We start from the raw sequence: 23561 nt of genomic DNA on the forward strand, positions 1-23561 counted from the left end.
GGTTGCGTTCTGCTCCGCCAGCACTGTTGGCAAAGCTGAGTGTCAGCATGCGTGCCTGCGAGGCCAGTCGGGCGGCGCGGGCCCGCTTGCTGGCGCCGCTGCAGTCGGTTCAGGTGTTTGCCCAAGCGCGATTCGACGAGGCGTTGCGTCGACGCTTCGGTTCGAGACTAAAGCCCACGGGTGATCGTTTGATTCGCGTCAATCGGCTCCTTGGCGCCTGGCAACCTCCCGGTCTTAAATGGTTCTGGCAACGAAATTACACCGAGCAGGGATTGCTGCAAGCGGCCTTGCACAATTTCACTGCCGCTGAGCAGCAGAGTGATAGCGCCCTGGTCAGGATGTCATCCTTTCGGCATGCCGGTAGGCGAGTGCAGGGCGTCAGTGTTCTGGATTTCGTCAGGTTCTGCCGCGAACTGGATCTGGGTGGGCAGTATCAAAAACACATTGATTCGGTGTTCGATCCCGATGGCGTTGTCGGCATTCCCCAGTCGACCCGTGAGCTGTTCCGCGAGTGTGACCGGTACGCTTTGCAGGTCGATGCTCATGTGGCGCTGATGCGCGGGGCAATCAGCGCGGCAATGTACAAGCAAGTGCTTGAAATCAGTGAGCTCAAGACCGGGATCCAGGAACAGGGCGTGCCGCTACGGCTCAAACGGCTGAAGCTGGCGGGGATCGAACTGCGTGGGGTCAGTGTCTTCGAGTTCAGTTTTCAGCCGCTGGGGCATCTGGCCGCGATTCAGCGGTCCTGGGTCCGCTTGCTGGTGCACATCCCCCAGGACCCGTTTTCACCCCTCAAGGAGTACGCCGGTTGGGATGAGTTCGAGCAGGACCTGGCCGGCAAGCTGTCCCGGGACAGCTACCGGCAGTTCTTTATGCGTTTGGCATTGCGTCGTCAATGGCCGGCGCTTCATACGCAGCTGCAAAACCGGCTGTTTGAACAGCGCAATGGCCAGCGAGTGGCGCTGTCCAGTCCGTCCTTGGCGCTGGATGCCATCCTGCGGCCGGAGCCGCTGTTCGAGGACTTGTTCAATCAGTGCCTGGAGCAGCTTCAGGATGATGCCCGTTTCATCGCGGTGCCCACCGCAACGCTGGATGCCAGCGAACGCCAGGCCGCGCTGGACAAGGCGTTGGAAATTGGCCTGGATGTGCTGGGTCTGGCGGCCTTTGTGGTGCCAGGTTTAGGTGAGGTGCTGTTCGGGGTGGTGGCCAGTCAATTGATGAAAGAGGTGTTTACCGGGCTGGATGATTGGGCCGAAGGTGATCGTCATGAGGCGTTCAATTGCCTTACCCATGTTGTTGGCGAAGTGGCCGGGCTGGCGGCCGGGGCAGTCGTTGTCGGCACGGCGGCAACGCTGGTACGCAACTCGGCGCTGTTCAAGGCGCTGGCCCTGGTGAGAAAGGACAATGGCGCGCTACGTCTTTGCTTGCCTGACCTGAAGCCCTATGCCCTTGACCTGGACTCGACGATTGCCGGGACGGCGTCCGAGCAAGGTATTTACCAGATCGGTGAACAACAGGTTGTGCGCATGGAGGACAGTTTCTATCGCGTCGAGCAAGACGCCGAGACGGGGAGCTGGCGCATTCGCCATCCCGTGCGCAGTGGCGCTTGGGCGCCGGTGCTGGAACACAATGGCAAGGGCGCCTGGCGCAGCCGCTTTGACAGTCCACACCGCTGGCAAGGCAGTCAGTACCTGTTTCGTCGACTGGGCCCCAGTGTTGAAGATCTCGGCGATGAGGAGGTAACTTCGGTACTCGCCGTCAGTGGTGCCGATGAAGCACAGTTGCGTCAATTGCATCTGCATCGGCGTCCACCCAGCGGGGCTCTTGTGGATGCCTGCGAGCGGGCGCGGCTGCAGCGGCGCTTGCAGCGTTTTAGCCAGCAGTTGCAAAACCCGGCAGCCGTAGCCGATGAAAGTTTGCTGATGCGCGCGTTGCAACTGATGTCTTCTTCGGCGGATGAGCCGGCGCCGCAAGGGCAAGTGCAGGAGTGGCTCAAGGCAAACTGGCGGCGATTTTTCGAGCACTGCCTGGCCGCCGAGCGGCCACCTGTATCGTCCCTGGTGGCGCGTGATTTCCCTGGCCTGGAGCCGGCCATGGTCGAGGAAATCGAAGCCAGTGCCACCAGCGCTGAGCGCTTGCGCATGGCTGACAGCCGTCGTGTGCCCCTGCGGCTGGCCAGGCAGGCGCGGCAAGCTTTGAGTGAGACACGGCTGGCGCATGCGCTGGAGGGGTTTTTCTGGCCGCAAATGGCCAACACTGATTGTGACCGGCTGCTGCTGCATATGCTGATGCAGGACCCGCGCTGGCCTGCTGCGCTGGAACTTGGTATCGAAGGGGTCGGTCCTGCGGTGCAAGGCCCGACCCTGATCCGCCGAGGCGACCTGTACATCGACGGTCAACGGCCTGAAGCTGCGCCTCGCGACCTGCTTGAGCTGGCGTGGGAACTGGCCGGGCTGGACGCTGCAGAAGATCTGCCGGCCTTGCGCCGTCAGCTTGGCGTGCAGGCCGGTGCACAGCGGGCCATGGTTGGGCGCGTATTGGGGGGCGTAAAAGAGCAGTGGTGGACGCCGCTTCAGCGTTTTTCCGATGGTCGCCTGGGCTATGCCCTGAGTGGGGGCGGGGCACGGCTCCCGGTGTCACCCCGTTCCATTGAAGAAGAAATCCTTGAGCTTTACCCTGACTATTCAGCTGAAGAGATCGCCGCTTACCTAGAGCCCTATCGTGCTCGACCCGCCGAGGCCCGCGCGCTGTTGCAGCGCCGTCGCGAAGAGTTGCAAGGGCTGCAATCCGGGCTGCGGCGCTGGCAAGGTGCTTCAGTGGACAGTGAGCAGGCGCTCGGTCGCCAGCAATTCAGCGAGCGCCTGGTCCAGGCCTGGCGTCACCAGTCGCTGAGCATACGCACGCCATTAGGGCGAACCCTGGGTTATCGCCTGGATCTGGGAGGCCTGATGGTTGGCGAATTGCCCGAGTTGCAGGCGGTGGACCTGCATCATGTGCTGGAGCTGGATATGGCAGGCATGAACCTGGCGACCGTGCCGGCGGAGTTTCTCGCCCACTTTGGCCGTCTTCGTTATCTGGATCTTTCCGGTAATGAGCTGGCCCTGATTCCGCCAGCAATCGAAAATCGCCTGAGCCTGCAGAACCTGCGCATGAGCAACAACCGGATTGTGCTTGATGCCCGCGATGCCGCGAGAATAGGTGATCTTTTGAATCTGGACAGCCTCCACCTGGAGGGCAACCCTCTGGGCATCCCGCCCGATGTGAGCAGGCTGCCCCAGCTACGTATCCTGACCTTGAACAATACCGAGATCACCCGCGTGCCGGAAAGCCTGCACGATCGCTCAAGGCTGGAGTGGGTCGACCTGAGCGACAACCAGATCAGCCAGTTGCCCGAACACTTCCTTGAAGAACCACGCAGTTTTTTGCGCATGATCGAGCTGGAAGGTAATGCATTGACCGACGAGCAGTATCGACGGCTACGTCGGCTACAGGCGCCGCCGACGCCTGTGCGGTTGCCGGGCGGTGATGCCGCACAACAATTCTGGACTGCTCCGGCGTCTGCCAACCGCCAGCTTGTCGAATACTGGCAGCGACTGCGCAACGAGCCCCAGGCCGGCAATTTGATGACAGTCCTGGAGCGCTTGGCCCAGACCGTCGAAGCGCAGGAGCAGTCAGAGTCGATGCGCACACGGGTCGCGGGGATCTTGCATTACGCCGTCGAAGGGCCGATGGCCGAAGACCTGTTGCGCTTTGCCGGTGATCCGCAACAGAGCATAGGTCATCCGTTGCTGGCGTTTGAGAATCTGGAAAGCAGGGTTCAAGGGCATCGCGCCTTGCTGGATGCCTTGCAGGAGCACGGGCCGCGACAACTGCTGGATTTCGCCCGGGCCTCCTTCAATCGTGAGGAGTTGCGGCGCTTTGTGATCGATCAGGTGCTGCTGGAGCCCGAACTGTTTGCGCGCAGAGACGAGTTGCAGTTGCTTTACCAACAAGAGCTGTACGGGCGGCTTGCGTTGCCGGGCGATGCCCGGGATCTGATCCTCACCGATCTTGCCCTTTCAACCGCGCAGCTCGACGCGGCGCTGGCCCATGTGCAAGGGGCGCAGGTACAGGCGCGCTTGCCGCGCTTCATGACCAGGCAACCGAACTGGGTCGAGTACCTGCATCAGCGGCATGCCTCGGCGTGGCTTGAACTGGATTCCCGCTTCAATCAGCTCAGCGCTGCGCAACGGTTACGCGAGGCCAGCCTGCCCGAGGCCGAACGTTTGCAGCTTGAACGCGGCCGGCAGTTGCAACAGGCGATGGATGAGGCCGCGCTGTTGCTGCGTTTGACCCGCGAAGCGCTGGGCATACCGGCTGCCCCCGGTGGCTGACCGGTCATGAGGGCGGCGGGGAGCTTGATTGGGGCGGTTGTCCACGGATGTGTGTATAGCGCTCGATCATTCGTTCAATCTCCCCGGACGCTTTTAATCGCAGCAAGGCCTGCAGGATGCCTTGGACCGGCAAGGCCGGATCGTTACGCACCAGGCAGGCCAGGGTCTGCTCCTCGACCACAGTCAGCGGGCGCAGTTGCTGCTCAGAAGGGAGTTGCCGGTTGAACCAGTCAAGCGACAGCTGGTTGCTGATGGCATAGTGGTAACGGCGGGCGTGCAACTTGTTCAGCACCAACAGTTGATTGCGGCTGTCCTCGCGATGCAAATGGCCGCTGGCAAACAGCGGTTCGATGGTCGAGTAGGTGTAGCCGAGCACGGTGCCAATGGCCTGGGGCGCCAATTGCGTGGGCGTCAGCGGCGGTGTCTGGTCGGGTTGACCGACTAGCCAGTCGCGTTGCTGAAACAGCGGCAGGCTCCACAAATAGGCATCCGAGGTAGTGTTCAGCCAGGACTGGGCAACATAACAGCGCACATCGACATCGCCGTTGTCCATGGCTTGCTGCAGGCGCAGGCGCGGGAGGACGTGAAATTCGGGGTGATGCCCGACCTCGCGGGCAACAGCGAGCATCAGGTCATGCAAAATACCTTCGACCGGCTGCTCCTGCTCCACCCGAATCAGCGGCATGGTCCAGCTCTCGGCCACCGAAAAGCGCAGCACCGGTTGCTGCGCGAAGCTGGCAGAACTGATCAGCAGCAGTGCACCCACGATTCGCCACATGCTGCATCCTCCCTGATGCCGGCCCGCCTGACAGCTTAGCCGAGATCGGCAGGGTGCAATTTTGCCCCCGCTCCGCTACGATTAGCGGTCTTCAGCTTGCAGTCGCGACGGTTTTCGATGAGTTATCAGGTTCTTGCACGTAAATGGCGTCCGCGCTCGTTCCGCGAAATGGTCGGCCAGACCCATGTGCTCAAGGCCTTGATCAACGCGCTGGACAACCAGCGCCTGCACCATGCCTACCTGTTCACCGGTACCCGCGGTGTGGGCAAGACCACCATTGCGCGGATCATCGCCAAGTGCCTTAACTGCGAAACCGGCATCACCTCGACGCCTTGCGGTACCTGCTCGGTGTGCCGGGAGATCGACGAGGGGCGCTTTGTCGACCTGATCGAAATCGACGCCGCCAGTCGCACCAAGGTCGAAGACACCCGCGAGCTGCTCGACAACGTGCAGTACGCACCGAGCCGCGGGCGCTTCAAGGTCTACCTGATCGACGAAGTGCACATGCTCTCCAGCCACTCGTTCAACGCCTTGCTGAAGACGCTGGAAGAGCCGCCGCCCTACGTCAAGTTCATCCTCGCCACCACCGACCCGCAGAAACTGCCGGCGACCATCCTCTCGCGCTGCCTGCAGTTCTCGCTGAAGAACATGACCCCCGAACGGGTCGTCGAGCACCTGAGCCATGTGCTCGGGGCCGAAAACGTCCCTTTCGAAGACGACGCCCTGTGGCTGCTCGGCCGCGCCGCGGACGGCTCGATGCGCGACGCCATGAGCCTGACCGACCAGGCCATCGCCTTCGGTGAAGGCAAGGTGTTGGCCGCAGATGTGCGGGCGATGCTCGGCACTCTGGATCATGGCCAGGTGTATGGCGTGCTGCAGGCGTTGCTCGAAGGTGACGCCCGGGCCTTGCTCGAAGCCGTTCGCCATTTGGCCGAGCAGGGGCCGGACTGGAACGGCGTGCTCGCCGAAATGCTCAATGTGCTGCACCGCGTGGCCATTGCCCAGGCGCTGCCTGAGGCGGTTGACAACGGCCAGGGCGATCGTGACCGGGTGCTGGCTTTGGCCCAGGCATTGCCGGCCGAAGATGTGCAGTTTTATTACCAGATGGGCCTGATCGGCCGTCGCGACCTGCCATTGGCACCAGATCCGCGTGGCGGCTTTGAAATGGTCCTGCTGCGCATGCTGGCGTTCCGCCCCGCCGACAGCGACGATGCACCGAGACCAGTGCTAAAGCCGGTGGGGATCAGCCAGGCCACAGCTGATTCTGCAAACGCGGTGGCAGTAGCCCCCCAGGCTGCGCCAGCCATGGCGGTTGCACCGGTGCCTGTGGTTGCTGAACCGGAACCGGAACCCGTTGCAGAGCCAGAGCCCACCCCTGTCGGGGTCTCTGCGCCTGAGCCGGTGGTCGATCTGCCCTGGAACGATCCTGTCGCCGTCGAGGTCGAGGTCGAGGTCGAGCCTGAACCGCTTGTCGTTGAAGCGCCGCCGGCGCCGGTTCAGCAGGCAACCGCAGTGGATATGCCGACGCCCGACGACGGTATCGGCTACAGCCCGGCCGGCATGGACCGCGACGACGAACCGCCGCTGGACGAAGATTATTACGAGCCGGAAATGGACCCGGCCAGCTACAGTTATCTGGACGAGCTGGCCATCGAGCATGCCCACGAAGTCGACGCGCCACCGGCCGAGCCCTTGCCGGCCGCGCAACCGGCCACGGGGCTGGCGCTGAAATGGCTGGAATTGTTCCCGCAGTTGCCGATTTCCGGGATGACCGGCAATATCGCCGCCAACTGTACGCTGATCAGCGCCGAAGGCGACGACTGGCTGCTGCACCTGGACCCGGCCCACAGCGCCCTGTTTAACAGCACGCAACAGCGGCGCCTGAACGATGCGTTGAACCAGCACCTGGGCCGTACGCTCAAATTGACCATCGAGCTGATTCGCCCGGAGCAGGAAACCCCCGCCCAGGCCGCAGCCCGCAAACGCGCCGAGCGCCAGGGCCTGGCCGAGGCCTCGATCGAGGATGATCCCCTGATCCAGCAGATGATCCAGCAATTTGGCGCCATGGTCCGCCACGATACGATTGAACCTGTCGACGCCCCGGTTGCCCAGGGCGAGTAACGGAAAAACAGCAGCGGCCCGGGCCCGACCCTCGCCGCACCCCGTAAGCTAATAGTTGAGGTGAACCCCATGATGAAAGGTGGCATGGCCGGCCTGATGAAGCAGGCCCAGCAGATGCAGGAAAAAATGGCCAAGATGCAGGAAGAACTGGCCAACGCCGAAGTGACTGGCCAATCCGGTGCCGGCCTGGTCAGCGTGGTGATGACCGGTCGTCACGACGTCAAGCGCATCAGCCTGGACGACAGCCTGATGCAGGAAGACAAGGAAGTGCTCGAAGACCTGATCGCCGCCGCCGTCAACGACGCGGTGCGCAAGGTCGAAGCCAACAGCCAGGAAAAAATGGGCGGCATGACCGCCGGCATGCAGTTGCCGCCGGGCTTCAAGATGCCGTTCTGAGGCGGTCGCAGCGTAAATAAAAGCCAGGCTATTGCCTGGCTTTTTTCTGCTCAGTCATAACTCATCAGAAATGTCGCCCGGCCTGGCGCGGAGCCTGGGGTTACCCGGGATGCGGTTTGCACATACTGCGCGAGCAGGGGTATGCGATGCGTTATCGGGCCTGCTCCGACCGTACCGCCCGGTTGCCGGGTGCCCAGCACGATCGGGGTGTTGTCGCTACGCAACAAGCGAATGCCGATGCCACGTGCAGTAGCGTGACTGGCCAGGCTGATGATGGAGGTCTGGTTGCCCGGGTTGCTGGCGTCGCTGACGGTATAGCTGACGTTGAGGCGGCTGCCGCTACTGCCGCCGGCACAGTTGAGGCGGATTTCAAGTGGCTGGGGTGCGGTAACCTTGCCAACAGCGTCGAAGAACCCTGCTGGATGATCCCGCAGGTTAACGGGGATGGTTTTCGAACCGGGGTCGACGGCGCAGGTGGGATCGGCCGAAACAACCTCTACTCGGGTTTGCACCATCGTCAGCCTGGCGGTATTGGCCGGGATATGATGCGGCTCAAAGGTGTGGCTAATGATTGTCTGAGGGAAAAACAGCACCCCACTGGTTACCGGTCCGGTCTTGATCAACTGCAGTCTGTACCAAGGGGTGACGTCGGTAGTGCCGGCAGGATGTCTGGTAGTAGGAACCGGCCAGCGGTAAAAACGACTGGCGCCGGCTTCGGAACCGGTGATCTTGATACCGATACCCTCCAGGTTGGTTTGATGAATGCCCTCACCGATGTGAGTGAAGCCCTGGGTAAAGCCGGCGCGCTGCTCATGGGCGGCTGAGCAACGGTAGGCCATGCGTGTCGCGAACCGGGTGTTGCTGTCATAAATCACCGTGCCGACCGGGTCTGCGGCAGACACCGTCAATCTCGAGTCTATGGTGATAAACGCCTGAGATGGTGTTGAGCCGATATGTACACAGCTGGCGGCGCTGATACCGCTGTGGGCCAGCAGCAACAATCCTGTAGCGCCGGCGAGGCGCGCGGGTAGAGAACAAAACATGGGCAGGTCTCGGCGGGTCAAGGGTGGGCTGGGGGTGCGTGGCAAACGGAGTGAATGTTCTGTGGTGCAGCGTTCGCGGCTTTTTTCGCGGTGGCGGGCAGGGCATAGGTAATTCGGCAGTTGCCTGCCAGGCCGCTGTCCCAGCGCACGATCAACTCACCTGCATCCTGCAGGCCGCGGGCAAACAATTGGCTACCCTGGCCCACCGCGCCCAGCTCGTTACCTTGGCTATCCAGCACTGCGGCGCCAAACGGCAGCGGCTGGCCATCGGCCTGGCGGGCATGGATGACGGCCGAACGTCCGGAGCGGGTCTGGAACACCAGCAACGCAATGGCGCCGGCGCGCGGCACGGTCTGCTGGCTGCTCGATTGCAGCTCGACATCGGTCGATAGGCCCTTGGGGTCAATGGCAACCGTATTGCGTTGGTAAGGCGTAAGGTTCGGGACGACCGCGTAGCCGCTGCTGTCGACTTTCAGCGCGGACGCCGAAATCACCCGAGCGCCATCGGCATCTTTGGCCTGAATCAACCCGAAGGTCTCACTCAAGGGTTGCGACAAGGTCATGCCATCGGCGTGGGCGACAATGGCGCCGCGCAGGCCGAGCGAGGCTTGTGAGGTATGCCGGCCCTGACTGATCGATGCACTGAGTTCGGCGGCAGAGCCGCGGTACAGTACGTTGCTGCTCAGCGTATGGTTGTTCAGGCCATCGGAGCGATCCTGGCTGGCGGTGATGCCATAGTTGACCTGCTGATCGGCACTGAGGGCGCCGGTGAGCGTGGCCTGGGCCCGGCTGTTGCCTCTGCCGTCCCTGGAAATACTGCTGCTGAGGCTACGCGCGCGTTCGCCGCCCAGGGGCAGGGACAAGCTCAGGGAATAGGTGTTGTCGGCGCGCCCGAAGCGGTCACGTTCCCTGGTGCTGCTGAGGGTATAGCCCAGCGTCTTGTAGTGATTGCTGTAGCCGATCGAATAGTTGACGTCGCTGCCGGCATGGTCCCAATAGCTGGATGCCGAGGCACTCAAGTGCAACTGTCCATAGTGCTCGGCCAGCGGTTGCGCCAGCGACAGGGTCGTGCGGTTGCGATGACGCTGGTGGCGCTGATCGCCTGCATCGCGCAGGAACTGGCGGCTCAACTGGGCGTCTTCCAGGCCATAAAAGCCGCGGGTCGAGTAGCGATAGGTCGCCAGAGCGATTTGTGTGTCGGTTTCACTCAGGGTCTTGGCGTAGCTCAGGCGCAGGCTCTGGCCTTGCTGGCTGCCGAGCCCGGGCAGATGGGTGCGGGCCTGGGTGAGGTCGGCGCCGAACGCACCAAGCTCAGTGATCAGGCTGCCACCGAACAAGGCCGAGCCATACCCTGATGCCAGGGTCATGCCGCTGTAGGTGCTGACCAGGTTGTTCAGGCCATATTGCCAGGTGCCTTCGACAAATACCGGGTCACTGTCCAGTGCCTGATTGCGCAGGGTGCCCAGGGTTGCGCTGAAGCGGCTGGCACCGGCGCGCACGGATAACGGAACAGCAGCGTACGGCACGGAGAAGCTATGTTCGCGGCCGTCGGCCTCGGTTACCGTGACCTCCAGATCGCCACCGTAGCCGGTTGCATACAAATCATCGATTTCGAAGGCGCCCGGCGCCACAGTGGTTTCATGCAGGGTCACGCCGCGTTGGCGGACCACCACCCGGGCATTACTGCTGGCAATCCCGCGGACTACGGGGGCATAGCCGCGCTGCGAGGCGGGGAGCATACGATTGTCGCTGGCCAGGCGTATGCCGGTGAAACTCAATGAGTCGAACAGCTCGCCCGAGGTGTAGCTTTCGCCCAGGGTCAGTTGCGAGCGCCAGGGCGTGATATCGCGTTGGGCATAGCTGGCAATGCTCTGATAGCGCTGCTGGCCCTGGCCGCTCCAGTTCAGTGAACCGTCATGACGCAGGCGCCATGGCCCGATGTTGAGCCCGGCGCCCAAGCCCAGGTAGGTCTGGCGCGAATTATCCTGATTGCGGTGCCGGGTGCTGTAGTTGTTGAGGTTGTAATTGAGAAAACCCGCCGTTATGCCCTCATCCCATTGCGCCGGGTCGACTGTTTCACGCGCACTGCGCTTGACCGCGATTTGCGGTACCGACAGGTACAGGCGTTGGCTGGCAAAATCCAGACGGCTGCTGGCATCGTCAAGTGCGCCGTCCAGGGGGATGCAGGTATCGACGGCAAGCAGCTGCTGTTGCGCCTGCGGGCTGAACTTGCTGATATCCAGGCCCAGACGCTCCAGCAAAGCGTTGTCGAAACAGGCCAGGGCTTCTTCTTTACCGGGCCAGGCCTTGAAGCTGAGGTTCATGCGCCCGTGCCAGTTATCGTTGACCAGCACATCCACGCTGTAGGTTCCGGGGCTTGTGATGTTGCGTCGCTGATAGCGCGAGAGGTCCACGGGGGAGGTACTACCGTTGCCCAGAAACGCCGGTTCAAACTCGACAAGTGCGGACGAAGGTGTGTCGGCCATGACCGGTACTTGCCAAAGCAACAGGCTGGCCAGGCCAACGGGTAATCGGCTTACTAACGAAGCTGAGCTTTTTCGATGCGAGCGAAAGTGCAATAACATTATCGTCATTTTCAGAAGTGCCAATAGTAAACCTGGGCACGCACGAAAACTTCGAGACCGCCCGGAGTGTCAGATAAGGAGTAAGGCTATGGGCTGGGTGTAGTAGCCGTCACTGCACTTAGGGGCGCGCTATTGTTATGGCCTGCGCCATAATCATTAATGCTGGTAAAGTTGATGGTTGCGCTTGGATTAATAGGTGCCGAAGGGCTGAAGTGTGCGAGCGAATAAGGTGCAATATAGCCGGTGCCCAAGGACGTCGACTGGCCGTTGAATTCGACTTTTATTCCCCCGAGATTGACAAAGTAGGCCGTTGGGTTGCGGCCAACCAGCGTGTGCGGCTTGCCGTCCTGGCCAGGCGCTCGGTGCCAGGTTACCAGGGCGGGTGCGTCCTCGGGCTTGCCTGGCAGGCCTTGTGGGCGGTACAGCAGCTTGATGCGGGTACGAAAGGCCAGTTGCAGGACGTTGCTGTCTTTGGCTTTTGGGGGGACTTCTAGCATGTTGAACCAGAAGATTGACTCTCGATCACTGGCCATCGGGCTGCCGGTGTGCAACAGGCGAATACTCTGCCCTTGAGCCGGTTCGATGCGGGCCAGCGCCGGCGTTACGGTAAAGGGGACCTGTAGAGTCTCGGGTGCTGCTCGGGAATCGCCATCGTCTACCCAGACCTGAACCAGGCTGGGGTCTTTGCCATTGTTGAGGAGGTTGACGGTAGCCTCGCGCTCTTGTGCCGCAAAGATGATACGGGTGCCGGTAATTACAACGCTGGCATGCGCGGGTGCGCTGGCCGCCAGTAGCGCGAGGGCAGCCAGCAGGAAGGAAGAAAAGCGAGTCATGAAAGCGATATCCGACCTGATTGGGGGTAGCAGACGCGCAAGGCGCGCCTGCTGGTTCATTACGGCAGATTGATCACGTACTGAACGCGGGAGTTGGCGGCACCCGGGGTGACCGCTGCGGCGGAAGCGTAGTACTGGCTGGTGTAGCGCAGGGTCGCAGCGCCATCTACCAGTTCTACGGGGACAGTGTTTTGGCCACCGCTTACCCCGCCGATAATGATCGGAATGCCCGCCTGGTTGAGCAGTTGGTACTGCACGCCAGTTGCGCTGGTAGGACCGGCATCCATGTTCAGTCGGCCGTTCTGCACATTGGCGCCGCCCAGGAACTCGATGTCCACTTGGCCGCTGGTGCCAGCGACACAGTTGGTCAGGGAGATCTCGAAGGGGCGAGGTTGGGCGATACTGCCGACAGTAGTGAATTCGGTGGTATGCGCCGGGCTCATGGCAACAGTGAAGTTCTGGCCGCCAGGGCCGCCGTTGATGGTGCAAGTGGTGCCCGAGATGCTGCCGGTGAAATCGATCAAGCCATCAGTTGCCTGGGCATTGAGGGTGACGCCAGCCAACAGAGGTAAGGACAGGGCAAGAGCGAAAATGCGTGTGTTCATTTTTTTTCCAACTGGATTAATTAAGATTGCGCGTTGATAAGTAAAATGAGGTGTTGCATAGACATATTTACTTGCTCTTGAACGCCAGGAAATTATGCGGATTATTTATTTGGCTGGATGTAGGAAGAAGGGTGGTGATGGCGGAGGGAACTTAGCCGGGTGTTGTACGATTGGGTGTTTATAGAAGGGATTGAGGCAAGAAGGGTTAGAAAGGGGTTGGTATGCTTTATGCGATGTAGGCAATATTACTGCTAGCGTAAAAGAAAGATTAGCTTCTTACGCGGCTAGTCTTAATGTCTGTAAGATTTGACGTTGCCCAGTCAGGCAGGTATAAACCGCCTTCACTTGCATCAAGGCCTTTTCCCATGAGTTTCAGTCCGCTTATCCGACAGCTGATCGACGCGTTGCGCATCTTGCCTGGCGTCGGACAGAAAACCGCCCAGCGCATGGCCTTGCAGCTATTGGAGCGTGATCGCAGTGGCGGTACCCGGCTGGCCCAGGCCTTGAACCAGGCCATGGAAGGGGTGGGGCATTGCCGCCAGTGCCGGACCCTGACCGAGCAGGAGCTGTGCCCGCAGTGTTCCGACACGCGCCGGGACGACACGCTGCTGTGCGTGGTAGAAGGACCGATGGATGTCTATGCCGTCGAGCAGACCGGCTATCGCGGCCGTTACTTCGTGCTCAAAGGGCATTTGTCGCCGCTTGATGGCCTGGGCCCGGAAGCCATCGGCATTCCGCAACTGATGGCGCGGATCGAGGAGCAGGGCAGCTTCACCGAAGTAATCCTGGCCACCAACCCGACGGTGGAAGGTGAAGCGACCGCCCATTACATCGCCCAGTTGCTGGCCGACAAAGGTCTGGTCGCGTCTCGTATCGCCCACGGTGTGCCATTGGGCGGTGAGCTGGAGCTGGTCGACGGCGGCACCCTGGCGCATTCGTTCGCCGGGCGCAAACCGATCTCGCTGTAACCCTGGGTCTTTAATCGCGGGGCAAGCCCGCTCCCACAGAACCTTAGCCTGTGGGAGCGGGCTTGCCCCGCGATGCTGTCAATACTCGCTCAGCGAGAACTCGGTCAGGCAGAAGGTCGGCACACCCACGTCGTTCAGGCGCTGCGAGCCGCCCAGCTCCGGCAGATCGATGATCGCCGCCGCCTCATATACCTGCGCGCCCATGCGCCGTACCAGTTTGGTGGCGGCCAGCAGGGTGCCGCCGGTGGCGATCAGGTCATCAAAAATCAGTACCGAGTCGCCTTCGCAGAGGCTGTCGGCGTGCACTTCGAGGAAGGCTTCGCCGTACTCGGTCTGGTAGCCCTCGGCGAGCACGTCGGCCGGCAGCTTGCCTTGCTTGCGAAACAGGATCAGGGGTTTGTTCAACTGGTGGGCGATGATCGAGCCGATCAGAAAGCCGCGCGCATCCATCGCGCCGATATGGCTGAACTCGGTTTCAACATAGCGTTCGATAAAGGCATCGGCGACATGGCGCAGGCCCCGCGGCGATTGGAACAGCGGGGTGATGTCGCGAAAGATCACGCCCGGCTTGGGGAAGTCCGGTACGGGGCGGATCAGGGCTTTGAGGTCGAAAGTGGCGCTGGGCATGGGCGGGTATCCTGAGAAACGAATGCCCGCCAGTATACCTGTTATCCGCGGGGTCAGCTTTCCAGCGAACCACCGGCCAGGGCGCACAGCTGAATCGGGTCAAGGATATGGATTTCCTTGCCCTCGGCCTGGATCAGGCCGTTCTGCTGAAAGCGCGTGAACACCCGTGAGACGGTCTCGACCGCCAGGCCCAGGTAATTGCCGATTTCGTTGCGTGACATGCTCAGGCGGAACTGGTTGGCCGAGTAACCACGGGCGCGGAAGCGCGCCGAAAGGTTGACCAGGAAGGTGGCGATGCGCTCGTCAGCGGTCTTTTTCGACAGCAGCAGCATCATTTGCTGGTCGTCGCGGATTTCCCGGCTCATCACCCGCATCAGCTGGCGACGCAGCTGTGGCAGTTGCACCGACAGCTCATCCAGGCGCTCGAAAGGAATCTCGCACACCGAGGTGGTTTCCTGGGCCTGGGCCGACACCGGGTAGGCTTCGGTGTCCATGCCGGACAGGCCAACCAGTTCGCTGGGCAGGTGGAAGCCGGTGATCTGCTCTTCGCCGCTGTCACTCAGGCTGAAGGTTTTCAGGGCGCCGGAGCGCACCGCATAGACCGAGCCAAAATTGTCGCCCTGGCGGAACAGAAACTCGCCTTTTTTCAGCGGACGCCCGCGTTTGACGATTTCATCCAGTGCATCCATGTCTTCCAAGTTCAATGACAAGGGCAGGCACAGAGGCGCCAGGCTGCAATCCTTGCAATGGGCCTGGTTATGGGGGCGCAGTTTAACTGGCTCGGACATTTCTTCAATCCTTGTGGGAAAGCACACATAAGCCGTAAGGGTAACCCAGGCTAGGGTGTTTCGGCCAGCTTGGACGATTGTGCCGAGGCCAGACGGGACAAGACTGCGACAAAAAACCTCAGATAACCCGGGAGAAACGTTGGCGGTTGTGCAGGTCCAGGTAGGCATCGAAGACCATGCACACCGAGCGCACCAGCAGCCGTCCGGCGGGCAGCACCTTGATGCTGTCGTTGCCTAGTTCGATCAGGCCATCCTTGTGCATGGCCTGCAGGGCGGGCCACTGGTCGTTGAAGTAGCCGCGAAAGTCGATGGTGAAATCCCGCTCGATGGTTGCGAAGTCCAGTTCGAAATGGCAGATCAATTGCTGGATCACCGCCCGGCGCAGGCGGTCATCCTCGCTGCAGATCAAGCCGCGGCTGGTCGCCAGTTGAGCGGTGGACAAGGTGTCCTGGTAGGTGTTGAGGTCGCTGCTGTTCTGGCAATAGAGGTCGCCGATCTGGCTGATGGCCGAGACCCCCAGGCCAATCAGGTCGCAATGCCCGTGGGTGGTGTAGCCCTGGAAGTTGCGCTGCAGGGTCGACTCTTCCTGGGCAATCGCCAGCTCGTCATCGGGCAGGGCGAAGTGGTCCATGCCGATGTACACGTAGCCAGCGGCGGTCAGTTGCTCGATGGTGTTGTGGAGCATTTCCAGTTTTGCCGCCGGGGCCGGCAGCTCGTTGCTGTCGATGCGCCGCTGGGGCATGAAGCGTTCCGGCAGGTGCGCATAGTTGAACACTGAGAGGCGATCGGGCTGCAGCTTGATCACTTCCTCGACGGTGCGGGCAAAACCTTCCGGGGTCTGCTTGGGCAGGCCGTAGATCAGGTCGAGGTTGATCGAGCGAAATTGCAGGGTGCGCGCCGCTTCGATGATTGCCCGGGTCTGCTCCAGGCTCTGCAGGCGGTTGATCGCCCGCTGCACAACCGGGTCGAGGTCCTGCACGCCGAGGCTGACGCGGTTGAAGCCGAGCTCACGGAGCAGGCCCATGGTCGACCAGTCGGCCTCGCGCGGGTCGATTTCAATGCCGTAGTCGCCGGAGTCGTCATCCAGCAGGTTGAAATGCTGGCGCAAGTGGGCCATCAGCTGGCGCAGCTCGACGTGGCTGAGGAAGGTCGGGGTGCCGCCGCCAAAGTGCAACTGCTCGACGGTCTGCTTGGGGTCCAGGTGGCAGGCGATCAGCTGGATTTCCTGCTCCAGGCGCTGCAGGTAGGGCGCGGCGCGGCCACGGTCCTTGGTGATGACCTTGTTGCAGGCGCAGTAGTAGCAGATGTTGGCGCAGAACGGCACGTGCACATAGATCGACAGTGGGCGAGCGGCACGACGGCTGTCACGCAGGGCGTGCAGCAGGTCGAAGGAGCCGACTTCGCTGTGCAGTTGCACCGCGGTCGGGTAGGAGGTGTAGCGTGGGCCGGCCAGGTCGTAGCGGCGAATCAGGTCGGAGTCCCAACGAAGAACGTCGAGCATGCGGGCAGTCCCCAGAAAGAGCAGCAGTGTCCGGAGTCTAGGGAGTGCCGGGCAAACCCGTGTTGATTTGTATCAACGCCGCTTCAGTGGCCCATCAGCCAGTGCTGGTGTGGCCCTGGCAGGGTCCACAGGCCAAACAGCATCACCAGCACGCCGCCGGCGATACGCACGCCCCGCTGGCGCAGCAGGGCGCTGGTGCGTTCGGCGGCAAGGCCGGTGGCCAGCAGTACCGGCCAGGTGCCCAGGCCGAAGGCCAGCATCAACAGCGCGCTGTCGGCGGCATTGCCCTGGCTCGCGGCCCAGAGCAGGGTGCTGTACACCAGCCCGCACGGCAGCCAGCCCCACAGGGCGCCCAGCAGCAGGGCGTGCGGCAGGCTGGAGACCGGCAGCAGGCGGTTGGCCAGCGGCTGTATATGCCGCCACAGGCCCCGGCCCAGGCCCTCGATACGGGTCAGGCCGCTCCACCAGCCGGCCAGGTACAGGCCCATGCTGATCAGCAGCAGCGCCGCCAGTACGCGCATGGCGGTCGCCACCGGGCTGTTGGCCACCGCCCAGCCGGCCAGGCCGAGCAGCAGGCCGGCCAGGGCATAACTGAGGATGCGCCCCAGGTTGTAGGCCAGCAACAGGCGAAAGCGGCGGCTGCGTTGCTCCTTGGGAATGGCCAGGGTCAGCGCGCCCATGAGGCCGCCGCACATGCCCAGGCAATGGCCACCACCGAGCAGGCCGAGAATCAACGCCGAGCTGAGCAGGGGCAGAAGTTCAGTCACGGGGCGGGGTACCGTCGTCGGGTTTCTTGCCGTCGGCCTCGTCCATGGCCGCCTGGTGCTGCGGGTCCTGGTCGTCGAAGAGGATGCTGTGGGCCGGGCCGTCGAGGTCGTCGTACTGGCCGCTGTCCACCGCCCAGAAGAAGATGTAGATGGCGATGGCGACGATCAGCAGGGCCGCCGGGATCATGATGTAAAGCGCGGGCATGGGGGCTCCTGGTCAGGCCGTCGCGGGATGCGTGGCAGTGGCTGGCGCATGGCTGGCCGGCAGGCCGCTGACGCGGGTCAGGCGCAGGGCATTGAGGACCACGATCAGCGAACTGACCGACATGCCGACCGCCGCCCAGATTGGCGTGATCCAGCCCAGTGCGGCAAACGGCAGCATGACGCCATTATACGCCGAGGCCCACAGCAGGTTCTCGATAATGATCCGCCGGGTGCGCCGGGCCAGGCTGAAGGCCTGGACCAGGGCGTCCAGGCGGTTGGACAGCAGCACCGCGTCGGCGCTGGTCTTGGCCAGGTCGGTGGCCGAGCCCATGGCGATGCTGATGTCGGCCGCCGCCAGGATTGGCACATCGTTGACCCCGTCGCCGAGCATCAACACCTTGCGCCCTTGCTGCTGCAGGGCCTTGAGTTGCTCCAGCTTGTCGTCCGGGCGCAGGCTGCCAATGGCCTGGTCGATCTGCAGTTCGGCGGCCACGCTGTGGACCATCGGCGAGCTGTCGCCAGACAGCAGCAGGGTCTGCCAGCCACGGGCGCGGCAGGCCGCCAGCAGGTCGGCGGCATCGCTGCGCAGGCGGTCGTCGAGGACGAACCAGGCCAACGGGCCTTGCTGGTCACCGAGCAACAGCCATTGCCCGGCTTCGTCTGGCATCGCCGGTGTGGGGGCGCCGCTGAGGGCGCAGACAAAGCCGGCTTCGCCGATGCGCAGCACGTGCTCGCCTACCTTGCCTTCAAGACCCAGCCCGGGCATTGCCTGAACTTCGTCGGCAGCCTGGCTGGCGCGGCCAAAGGCGCGGGCGATGGGGTGCTCGGAGCGGTTTTCGAGGGCGGCGGCGAGCATCAGGCAACGATCGGCGTCGGTGTCGCGCAAGGGGCGGATTGCGCGCAAGGTCAGGCGGCCTTCGGTGAGGGTGCCGGTCTTGTCGAAGATTACCGTGTCGATCTGGTTCAGGCCTTCCAGCACGTGGCCGCGGGTCAGCAGCAGGCCGAGCTTGTGCAGGGTGCCGGTGGCGGCAGTCAGCGCGGTCGGGGTGGCCAGCGACAGGGCGCAGGGGCAGGTAGCGACCAGCATGGCCAGGACGATCCAGAACGCCCGCGACGGGTCGATCTGCCACCACAGCAGGCCGATGGCGGCCGAGGCGATCAGGGTAAACAACAAGAACCACTGCGAGGCGCGGTCGGCGATTTCCGCCAGGCGCGGTTTTTCCGACTGTGCCCGCTCCAGCAGGCGCACGATCGCCGACAGGCGAGTGTCCTGGCCCAGAGCCTGGACCTCGACGGTCAGCGCGCTCTCGACGTTGAGGGTGCCGGCGGTGACTGCGTCGCCAGCGCTGCGTGGTTGCGGCAGGTACTCGCCGGTAAGCAGCGACTCGTCGATGCTCGACTGGCCACTGACGATGCGCCCGTCGGCGGGGATCACGTGGCCTGGCTGGATCAATACGCAGTCTTTGAGGCGCAGTTCGCTGAGCAGGATCCGCTCGCTCTGCCCGGCCGAGCCCAGGCGCAGGCACGAGGCCGGCAGCAGGTTGACCAGTTGCGCGGTGGCGGCGGCAGTGCGCTCGCGGGCGCGGCGCTCAAGGTAGCGTCCGGCGAGCAGGAACAGGGCGAACATGCCCACGGCGTCGAAGTACAGCTCGCCGCTGCCGGTGATTGCGGTCCAGATCCCGGCACCGTAGGCCAGGCCGATGGCCAGCGATACCGAGACGTCCATGGTCAGGTGGCGGGTACGCAGGTCGCGGGCGGCGCCGCGAAAGAACGGTGCGCAGCTGTAGAACACGATCGGCGTGGTAAGGAACATCGCCACCCAGCGCAGGATGGTGTGCAGCTCCGGGCTCAGGTCGATGTTGAACTCCGGCCAGGTGGCCATGGTTGCCATCATCGCCTGGAACCACAGCAGCCCGGCCACGCCCAGTTGGCGCAGGGCGGTGCGGTTCTCGCTGGCCAGTTGTTCGGCGGCGCGGTCGGCCTGGTAGGGGTGGGCGGCGTAGCCGATGTGGCGCAGCTCGGCGAGCAGCTTGGACAGCGGCAACGCACTGTCGGCCCAGCTCACCTGCAGGCGGTGGTTGGACAGGTTCAAACGCGCCTCGGCCACCGCCGGCAGGTTGCGCAGGTGCTTTTCGATCAGCCAGCCGCAAGCGGCGCAACTGATGCCTTCGATCAGCAGGGTGGTTTCGGCCAGCTCGCCGCTGTGGCGCACGAAGGGCTTTTGCACATCAGCGCGGTCGTACAGGGCCAGTTCGTCGACCAGTTGCTGGGGCAGGGCATCGGGGTTGGCGCTGGCTTCACTGCGGTGCTGGTAATAGCTTTCCAGGTTGCCGGCGACGATGGCTTCGGCCACCGCCTGGCAGCCCGGACAGCAAAACGCCCGCGGCTGGCCAAGCACCACGGCGGTGAAGTGGCTGCCGGCGGGCACGGGCAGGGCGCAGTGGTAGCAGGGCGTGGGGCTGGTCATGGTGTCAGTCGCAAGGTGTGGTGTTGGGCTGATCGCGGGGCAAGCCCGCTCCCACAGGGATTCATTGCACCTGTGGGAGCGGGCTTGACCCGCGATAAGCAACGACTCATTTCTCGAGGTGTTCAGCCCCTTGCAGCGCCTCGTCACCGAGTACCAGGGTCTTGTCGTGGGCGACTTCTTCTTCCTCGAACAGACGCCAGACATGCGCGTCCTGGCTGCCCAGCAGCTCGACGAACCGCCGGCCCTCGACCTTGTCGCCAAGCTGGCCGAGGTAGCGGCCGGCTTCGCTGTCGCTACGGGTCAGCATGATCTTGCGGTCTTTCTCCGGCTGGGTCGGCGAAATGAGGTTCAGCTCCAGGGTTTGCGGCTGGCTGTTGCCGGTCAGGCGCAGGTCGACTTCACCGGTCAGCGCGTCCAGGTGCACGCTGGCCTTGAGGTTGAGGGTCTGGGCCAGCAGCTCGCGGTCCAGCGAGCGGTTGATGCCTTTGCCGGCCTCGTAGTAGTTGTCGTTGACCAGGTTATCAGGGTTGTTCACCGCGATGGTCACCATGGTCAGGCTGAGGGTCACCGAGGTGGCCAATACACCGATGATGATCCACGGCCAGAGGTGCTTGTACCAGGGGCTTGCGGCAGTTGCAGAAGGCATGGGCTCAGTCTCTTATCGAATTTGCGGGCCGATGAAGCGGCTCTTGGCTTCAACCTGGGTGGCGCTGTCGTCAGCGTCCTTGAGGGTGAAGATGACTTCGTTGGTGGTCGACGGCAGTTGCTCCGGCGCCATCGACAGTTGTACCGGCAGGCTGACGATATCGCCGGCCGCGACGCGGATTTCCCGTGCGCCCTCAAGCTTGAGGTCAGGCAGGCCGCCGGCTTCGAGCACGTAGACGTGGTCGCGCTGGTCCTTGTTCATGACCTTCAGGCTGTAGACGTTCTCGATCCGCCCCTGGGCGTTCTCGCGGTACAGCACGCGGTCCTTGCTGACGTCGAAACCGACCAGCGGACGCATGACGAACGCGGTAGTGAGCAGGCCGATCATGGTCAACAGCACCACGGCATAACCGATCAGGCGCGGGCGCACCATGTGGGTCTTTTGCCCCGACAGGTTGTGCTCGGTGGTGTAGCTGATCAGGCCTTTGGGGTAGTTCATCTTGTCCATGATGGTGTCGCAGGCGTCGATGCAGGCGGCGCAGCCGATGCACTCGATCTGCAGGCCGTCACGGATGTCGATGCCGGTCGGGCACACCTGTACACACATGGTGCAGTCGATGCAGTCGCCCAGGCCCTTGGCCTTGTAGTCCAGGTCTTTTTTACGCGGGCCACGGGTTTCGCCGCGGCGCGGGTCGTAGGAAACGATCAGGGTGTCTTTGTCGAACATCACGCTCTGGAAGCGTGCATACGGGCACATGTACACGCACACTTGCTCGCGCAGCCAGCCGGCGTTGCCGTAGGTGGCCAGGGTGAAGAAGCCGACCCAGAAATAGGCCCAGCCGTCGGCCTGGCCGGTAAAGAACTCAATCACCAGCTCGCGGATCGGCGAGAAGTAGCCGACGAAAGTCATGCCGGTGACAAAGCCGATGCTCAGCCACAGGCTGTGCTTGGCCAGCTTGCGCAGGAATTTGTTGCCGCTCATTGGCGCCTTGTCGAGCTTCATGCGCTGGTTGCGGTCACCTTCGGTGACTTTCTCGCACCACATGAAGATCCAGGTCCACACGCTTTGCGGGCAGGTGTAGCCACACCAGACGCGGCCGGCGTAAACGGTGATGAAGAACAGGCCGAAGGCGGCGACGATCAGCAGGCCCGAGAGCAGGATGAAATCCTGGGGCCAGATGGTGGTGCCGAAAATGTAGAACTTGCGCTCCGGCAGGTTCCACCAGACGGCCTGGTGGCCACCCCAGTTCAGCCATACCGTACCGAAGTACAACAGGAACAGGACGGCGCCGCCGACCATGCGCAAATTGCGGAACACGCCGGTGAAGGCGCGGGTGTAGATTTTTTCTCGGGAGGCGTAGAGATCGACGCTGCTGGTGTCTTTACTGGCAGGCGGGGTGACGTCATGTACCGGAATCTGCTTGCTCATCATTGAGTCCCACGGCAGTGGAGAAGTGCCGCGGCCAGTACCTGCCGGCCGCAGTCGAAAGCTTGCTGCTCTAGGGCGCATGATACGCCTGTCCTGCCGCCAGGGGGGAGGGGTGCGACCTTTGGCCGCGTTGGGGAATCGCGGTTAATAGTGTATTGGCCCGTGTCAATTGACACAGGTCATGGGTCGGGACAGGGTCTATAAAAAAGCCCCGGCAGTTTCACTGACGGGGCTTTTGCCAGCTGGGCGAATTACTGCGCTTCAGCGGTTTTCTCAGGCTGGTGCGACAGGCTGTAGACATAGGCGGCCAGCAGGTGGACCTTGTCGTTGCCCTGGATTGCTTCCTGGGCAGGCATCTGGCCCTGGCGGCCGTAACGGATGGTCTGCTGCAGTTGGGCGAAGCTCGAACCGTAGATGAACGCGGTCGGGTGGGTCAGGTTGGGCGCGCCCATGGCCGGGGTGCCCTTGCCTTCAGGGCCGTGGCAGGCCACGCAGTTGGCGGCAAACAGCTTCTGGCCGTTGGCCGGATCCGCCTTGGCATCCTTGGGCAGGGTGCGGCCATCGAGGTTGGTCAGCACGTAGGCAGCAACGTCGGCAACACCTTGTTCGCCGATGACTTCGGCCCAGGCCGGCATCACCCCGTGACGACCGCCCATGATGGTGGCCTTGATGGTTTCCGGTTCGCCGCCCCAACGCCAGTCGTTGTCGGTGAGGTTGGGGAAGCCGTAGGAGCCCTTGGCGTCGGAGCCATGGCACACCGCGCAGTTGGAGGCGAACAGGCGCCCGCCCATCTTCAGCGCTTGTGGGTCCTTGGCCACTTCTTCAATAGGCATCGACGCGAATTTGGCGAAGATCGGCCCGAACTTGGCGTCCGAGCGGGCCATTTCCTTTTCCCACTCGTGCACGCCGGTCCAGCCGGCCTGGCCGTTGGCAAACTCGGTTTTCTTGTCGTTGTCCAGGTACTGGTAGCCCGGCAGGATGCCTTTCCAGTTACCCAGGCCCGGGTACAGCACCAAGTAGCCGAGGGCGAAAACGATGGTGCCGACGAACAGCATGAACCACCATTTTGGCAGCGGGTTGTCGTACTCCTCGATGCCGTCGTAGGCGTGGCCCACGGTTTCTTCAGTGGTTTCGCTGCGCTGGCCCTTGCGGGTGGACAGCAGCAGCCAGGTCAGGGCGAAGATGGTGCCCAGACTCAAAACGGTGACGTACAGACTCCAGAAGGTAGTCATTCGTTGTTACTCCTAGACGCTTTCGCTTGCGCTTGCTCGACGTGCTTGCTGGCTTCGGGATCATCCGCGAAGGGCAGCATGGTCGCTTCGTCGAACTCGGACTTGCGCCGAGAACTGAACACCCACAACGCCAGGCCGATAAAGGCCACCATCACCACGACGGTGCCCAGGCCACGAATCATCCCGATATCCATCAATG

General features: G+C 62.7%; 19 protein-coding genes. 4 read left to right on the forward strand and 15 right to left on the reverse strand.

Annotated features, from left to right (window positions below):
- Positions 1 to 47: 47 nt before the first annotated feature.
- Positions 48 to 4373 carry a DUF6543 domain-containing protein gene (locus UB48_RS20635; RefSeq protein ID WP_177329174.1) on the forward strand — a complete coding sequence of 1442 codons (4326 nt, stop codon included), beginning with the start codon at positions 48 to 50 and terminating at the stop codon, positions 4371 to 4373.
- Positions 4374 to 4377: 4 nt separating this feature from the next.
- On the opposite strand, the gene UB48_RS20640 is transcribed toward UB48_RS20635, so the two are convergent.
- Positions 4378 to 5151: an ABC transporter substrate-binding protein gene (locus tag UB48_RS20640; protein ID WP_045200451.1), complete on the reverse strand. Its 774-nt coding sequence runs from the start codon at positions 5149 to 5151 to the stop codon at positions 4378 to 4380.
- A gap of 117 nt (positions 5152 to 5268) precedes the next feature.
- Between UB48_RS20640 and dnaX the strand changes: the two genes are divergently transcribed.
- Together dnaX and UB48_RS20650 are read left to right on the forward strand one after the other, a co-directional pair.
- Complete coding sequence (gene dnaX / locus UB48_RS20645) at positions 5269 to 7272, forward strand: DNA polymerase III subunit gamma/tau (protein ID WP_045200453.1); 2004 nt, start codon at positions 5269 to 5271, stop codon at positions 7270 to 7272.
- 69 nt (positions 7273 to 7341) lie between these two features.
- Positions 7342 to 7668 (forward strand): YbaB/EbfC family nucleoid-associated protein, encoded by a 327-nt coding sequence (locus tag UB48_RS20650; protein ID WP_010226011.1) that lies wholly within the window; start codon positions 7342 to 7344, stop codon positions 7666 to 7668.
- Between the two features lie 50 nt (positions 7669 to 7718).
- Here UB48_RS20650 and UB48_RS27115 read toward each other — a convergent pair whose 3' ends face one another.
- The 4 genes from UB48_RS27115 to UB48_RS20670 all read right to left on the reverse strand — a co-directional run bounded on the left by UB48_RS27115 (position 7719) and on the right by UB48_RS20670 (position 12734).
- Positions 7719 to 8711, reverse strand: coding sequence for a fimbrial protein (locus UB48_RS27115; RefSeq protein WP_082075486.1), 993 nt, complete (start codon positions 8709 to 8711; stop codon positions 7719 to 7721).
- Positions 8712 to 8728: 17 nt separating this feature from the next.
- On the reverse strand, positions 8729 to 11197 hold the full coding sequence (locus UB48_RS20660) for a fimbria/pilus outer membrane usher protein (protein ID WP_045200455.1): 2469 nt from the start codon (positions 11195 to 11197) through the stop codon (positions 8729 to 8731).
- A 185-nt stretch (positions 11198 to 11382) separates the two neighbouring features.
- Positions 11383 to 12129 (reverse strand): fimbria/pilus periplasmic chaperone, encoded by a 747-nt coding sequence (locus UB48_RS20665; protein ID WP_045200572.1) that lies wholly within the window; start codon positions 12127 to 12129, stop codon positions 11383 to 11385.
- 59 nt (positions 12130 to 12188) lie between these two features.
- Positions 12189 to 12734 carry a fimbrial protein gene (locus tag UB48_RS20670; RefSeq protein WP_045200457.1) on the reverse strand — a complete coding sequence of 182 codons (546 nt, stop codon included), beginning with the start codon at positions 12732 to 12734 and terminating at the stop codon, positions 12189 to 12191.
- 365 nt (positions 12735 to 13099) lie between these two features.
- Here UB48_RS20670 and recR point away from each other — a divergent pair, with 365 nt between their 5' ends.
- The gene (gene recR, locus UB48_RS20675; protein ID WP_045200459.1) at positions 13100 to 13702 is read left to right on the forward strand and encodes a recombination mediator RecR; all 603 of its coding nucleotides are present in this window, start codon (positions 13100 to 13102) and stop codon (positions 13700 to 13702) included.
- A gap of 78 nt (positions 13703 to 13780) precedes the next feature.
- Here the strand turns inward: recR and UB48_RS20680 are convergent, their stop codons facing one another.
- The 10 genes from UB48_RS20680 to UB48_RS20725 all read right to left on the reverse strand — a co-directional run bounded on the left by UB48_RS20680 (position 13781) and on the right by UB48_RS20725 (position 23556).
- A complete protein-coding gene (locus tag UB48_RS20680) occupies positions 13781 to 14329 on the reverse strand; it encodes an adenine phosphoribosyltransferase (RefSeq protein ID WP_045200461.1) in 549 nt (182 codons plus the stop codon).
- Between the two features lie 53 nt (positions 14330 to 14382).
- Positions 14383 to 15117: a Crp/Fnr family transcriptional regulator FnrA gene (fnrA, locus tag UB48_RS20685; RefSeq protein ID WP_010226003.1), complete on the reverse strand. Its 735-nt coding sequence runs from the start codon at positions 15115 to 15117 to the stop codon at positions 14383 to 14385.
- 118 nt (positions 15118 to 15235) lie between these two features.
- Positions 15236 to 16618 (reverse strand): oxygen-independent coproporphyrinogen III oxidase, encoded by a 1383-nt coding sequence (gene hemN / locus UB48_RS20690; protein WP_045200462.1) that lies wholly within the window; start codon positions 16616 to 16618, stop codon positions 15236 to 15238.
- An 83-nt stretch (positions 16619 to 16701) separates the two neighbouring features.
- Positions 16702 to 17385, reverse strand: a complete 684-nt coding sequence (locus UB48_RS20695; protein ID WP_045200464.1) for a sulfite exporter TauE/SafE family protein — start codon at positions 17383 to 17385, stop codon at positions 16702 to 16704.
- Positions 17378 to 17590, reverse strand: a complete 213-nt coding sequence (gene ccoS, locus UB48_RS20700; RefSeq protein ID WP_010225999.1) for a cbb3-type cytochrome oxidase assembly protein CcoS — start codon at positions 17588 to 17590, stop codon at positions 17378 to 17380. Before ccoS ends, UB48_RS20695 begins: the two co-directional genes overlap by 8 nt.
- 12 nt (positions 17591 to 17602) lie before the next feature.
- Positions 17603 to 20056 carry a heavy metal translocating P-type ATPase gene (locus UB48_RS20705; protein WP_045200466.1) on the reverse strand — a complete coding sequence of 818 codons (2454 nt, stop codon included), beginning with the start codon at positions 20054 to 20056 and terminating at the stop codon, positions 17603 to 17605.
- 106 nt (positions 20057 to 20162) lie between these two features.
- Positions 20163 to 20702, reverse strand: coding sequence for a FixH family protein (locus UB48_RS20710; RefSeq protein ID WP_045200468.1), 540 nt, complete (start codon positions 20700 to 20702; stop codon positions 20163 to 20165).
- Between the two features lie 12 nt (positions 20703 to 20714).
- Positions 20715 to 22130, reverse strand: coding sequence for a cytochrome c oxidase accessory protein CcoG (gene ccoG / locus UB48_RS20715; RefSeq protein ID WP_045200470.1), 1416 nt, complete (start codon positions 22128 to 22130; stop codon positions 20715 to 20717).
- A gap of 251 nt (positions 22131 to 22381) precedes the next feature.
- Complete coding sequence (gene ccoP / locus UB48_RS20720; RefSeq protein ID WP_045200473.1) at positions 22382 to 23362, reverse strand: cytochrome-c oxidase, cbb3-type subunit III; 981 nt, start codon at positions 23360 to 23362, stop codon at positions 22382 to 22384.
- Positions 23359 to 23556, reverse strand: coding sequence for a CcoQ/FixQ family Cbb3-type cytochrome c oxidase assembly chaperone (locus tag UB48_RS20725; protein ID WP_010225992.1), 198 nt, complete (start codon positions 23554 to 23556; stop codon positions 23359 to 23361). The genes ccoP and UB48_RS20725 overlap by 4 nt, the downstream gene beginning before the upstream one ends.
- Positions 23557 to 23561 lie beyond the last annotated feature (5 nt).

Source organism: Pseudomonas sp. 2(2015), from assembly GCF_000955865.1.
Classification (GTDB): domain Bacteria; phylum Pseudomonadota; class Gammaproteobacteria; order Pseudomonadales; family Pseudomonadaceae; genus Aquipseudomonas.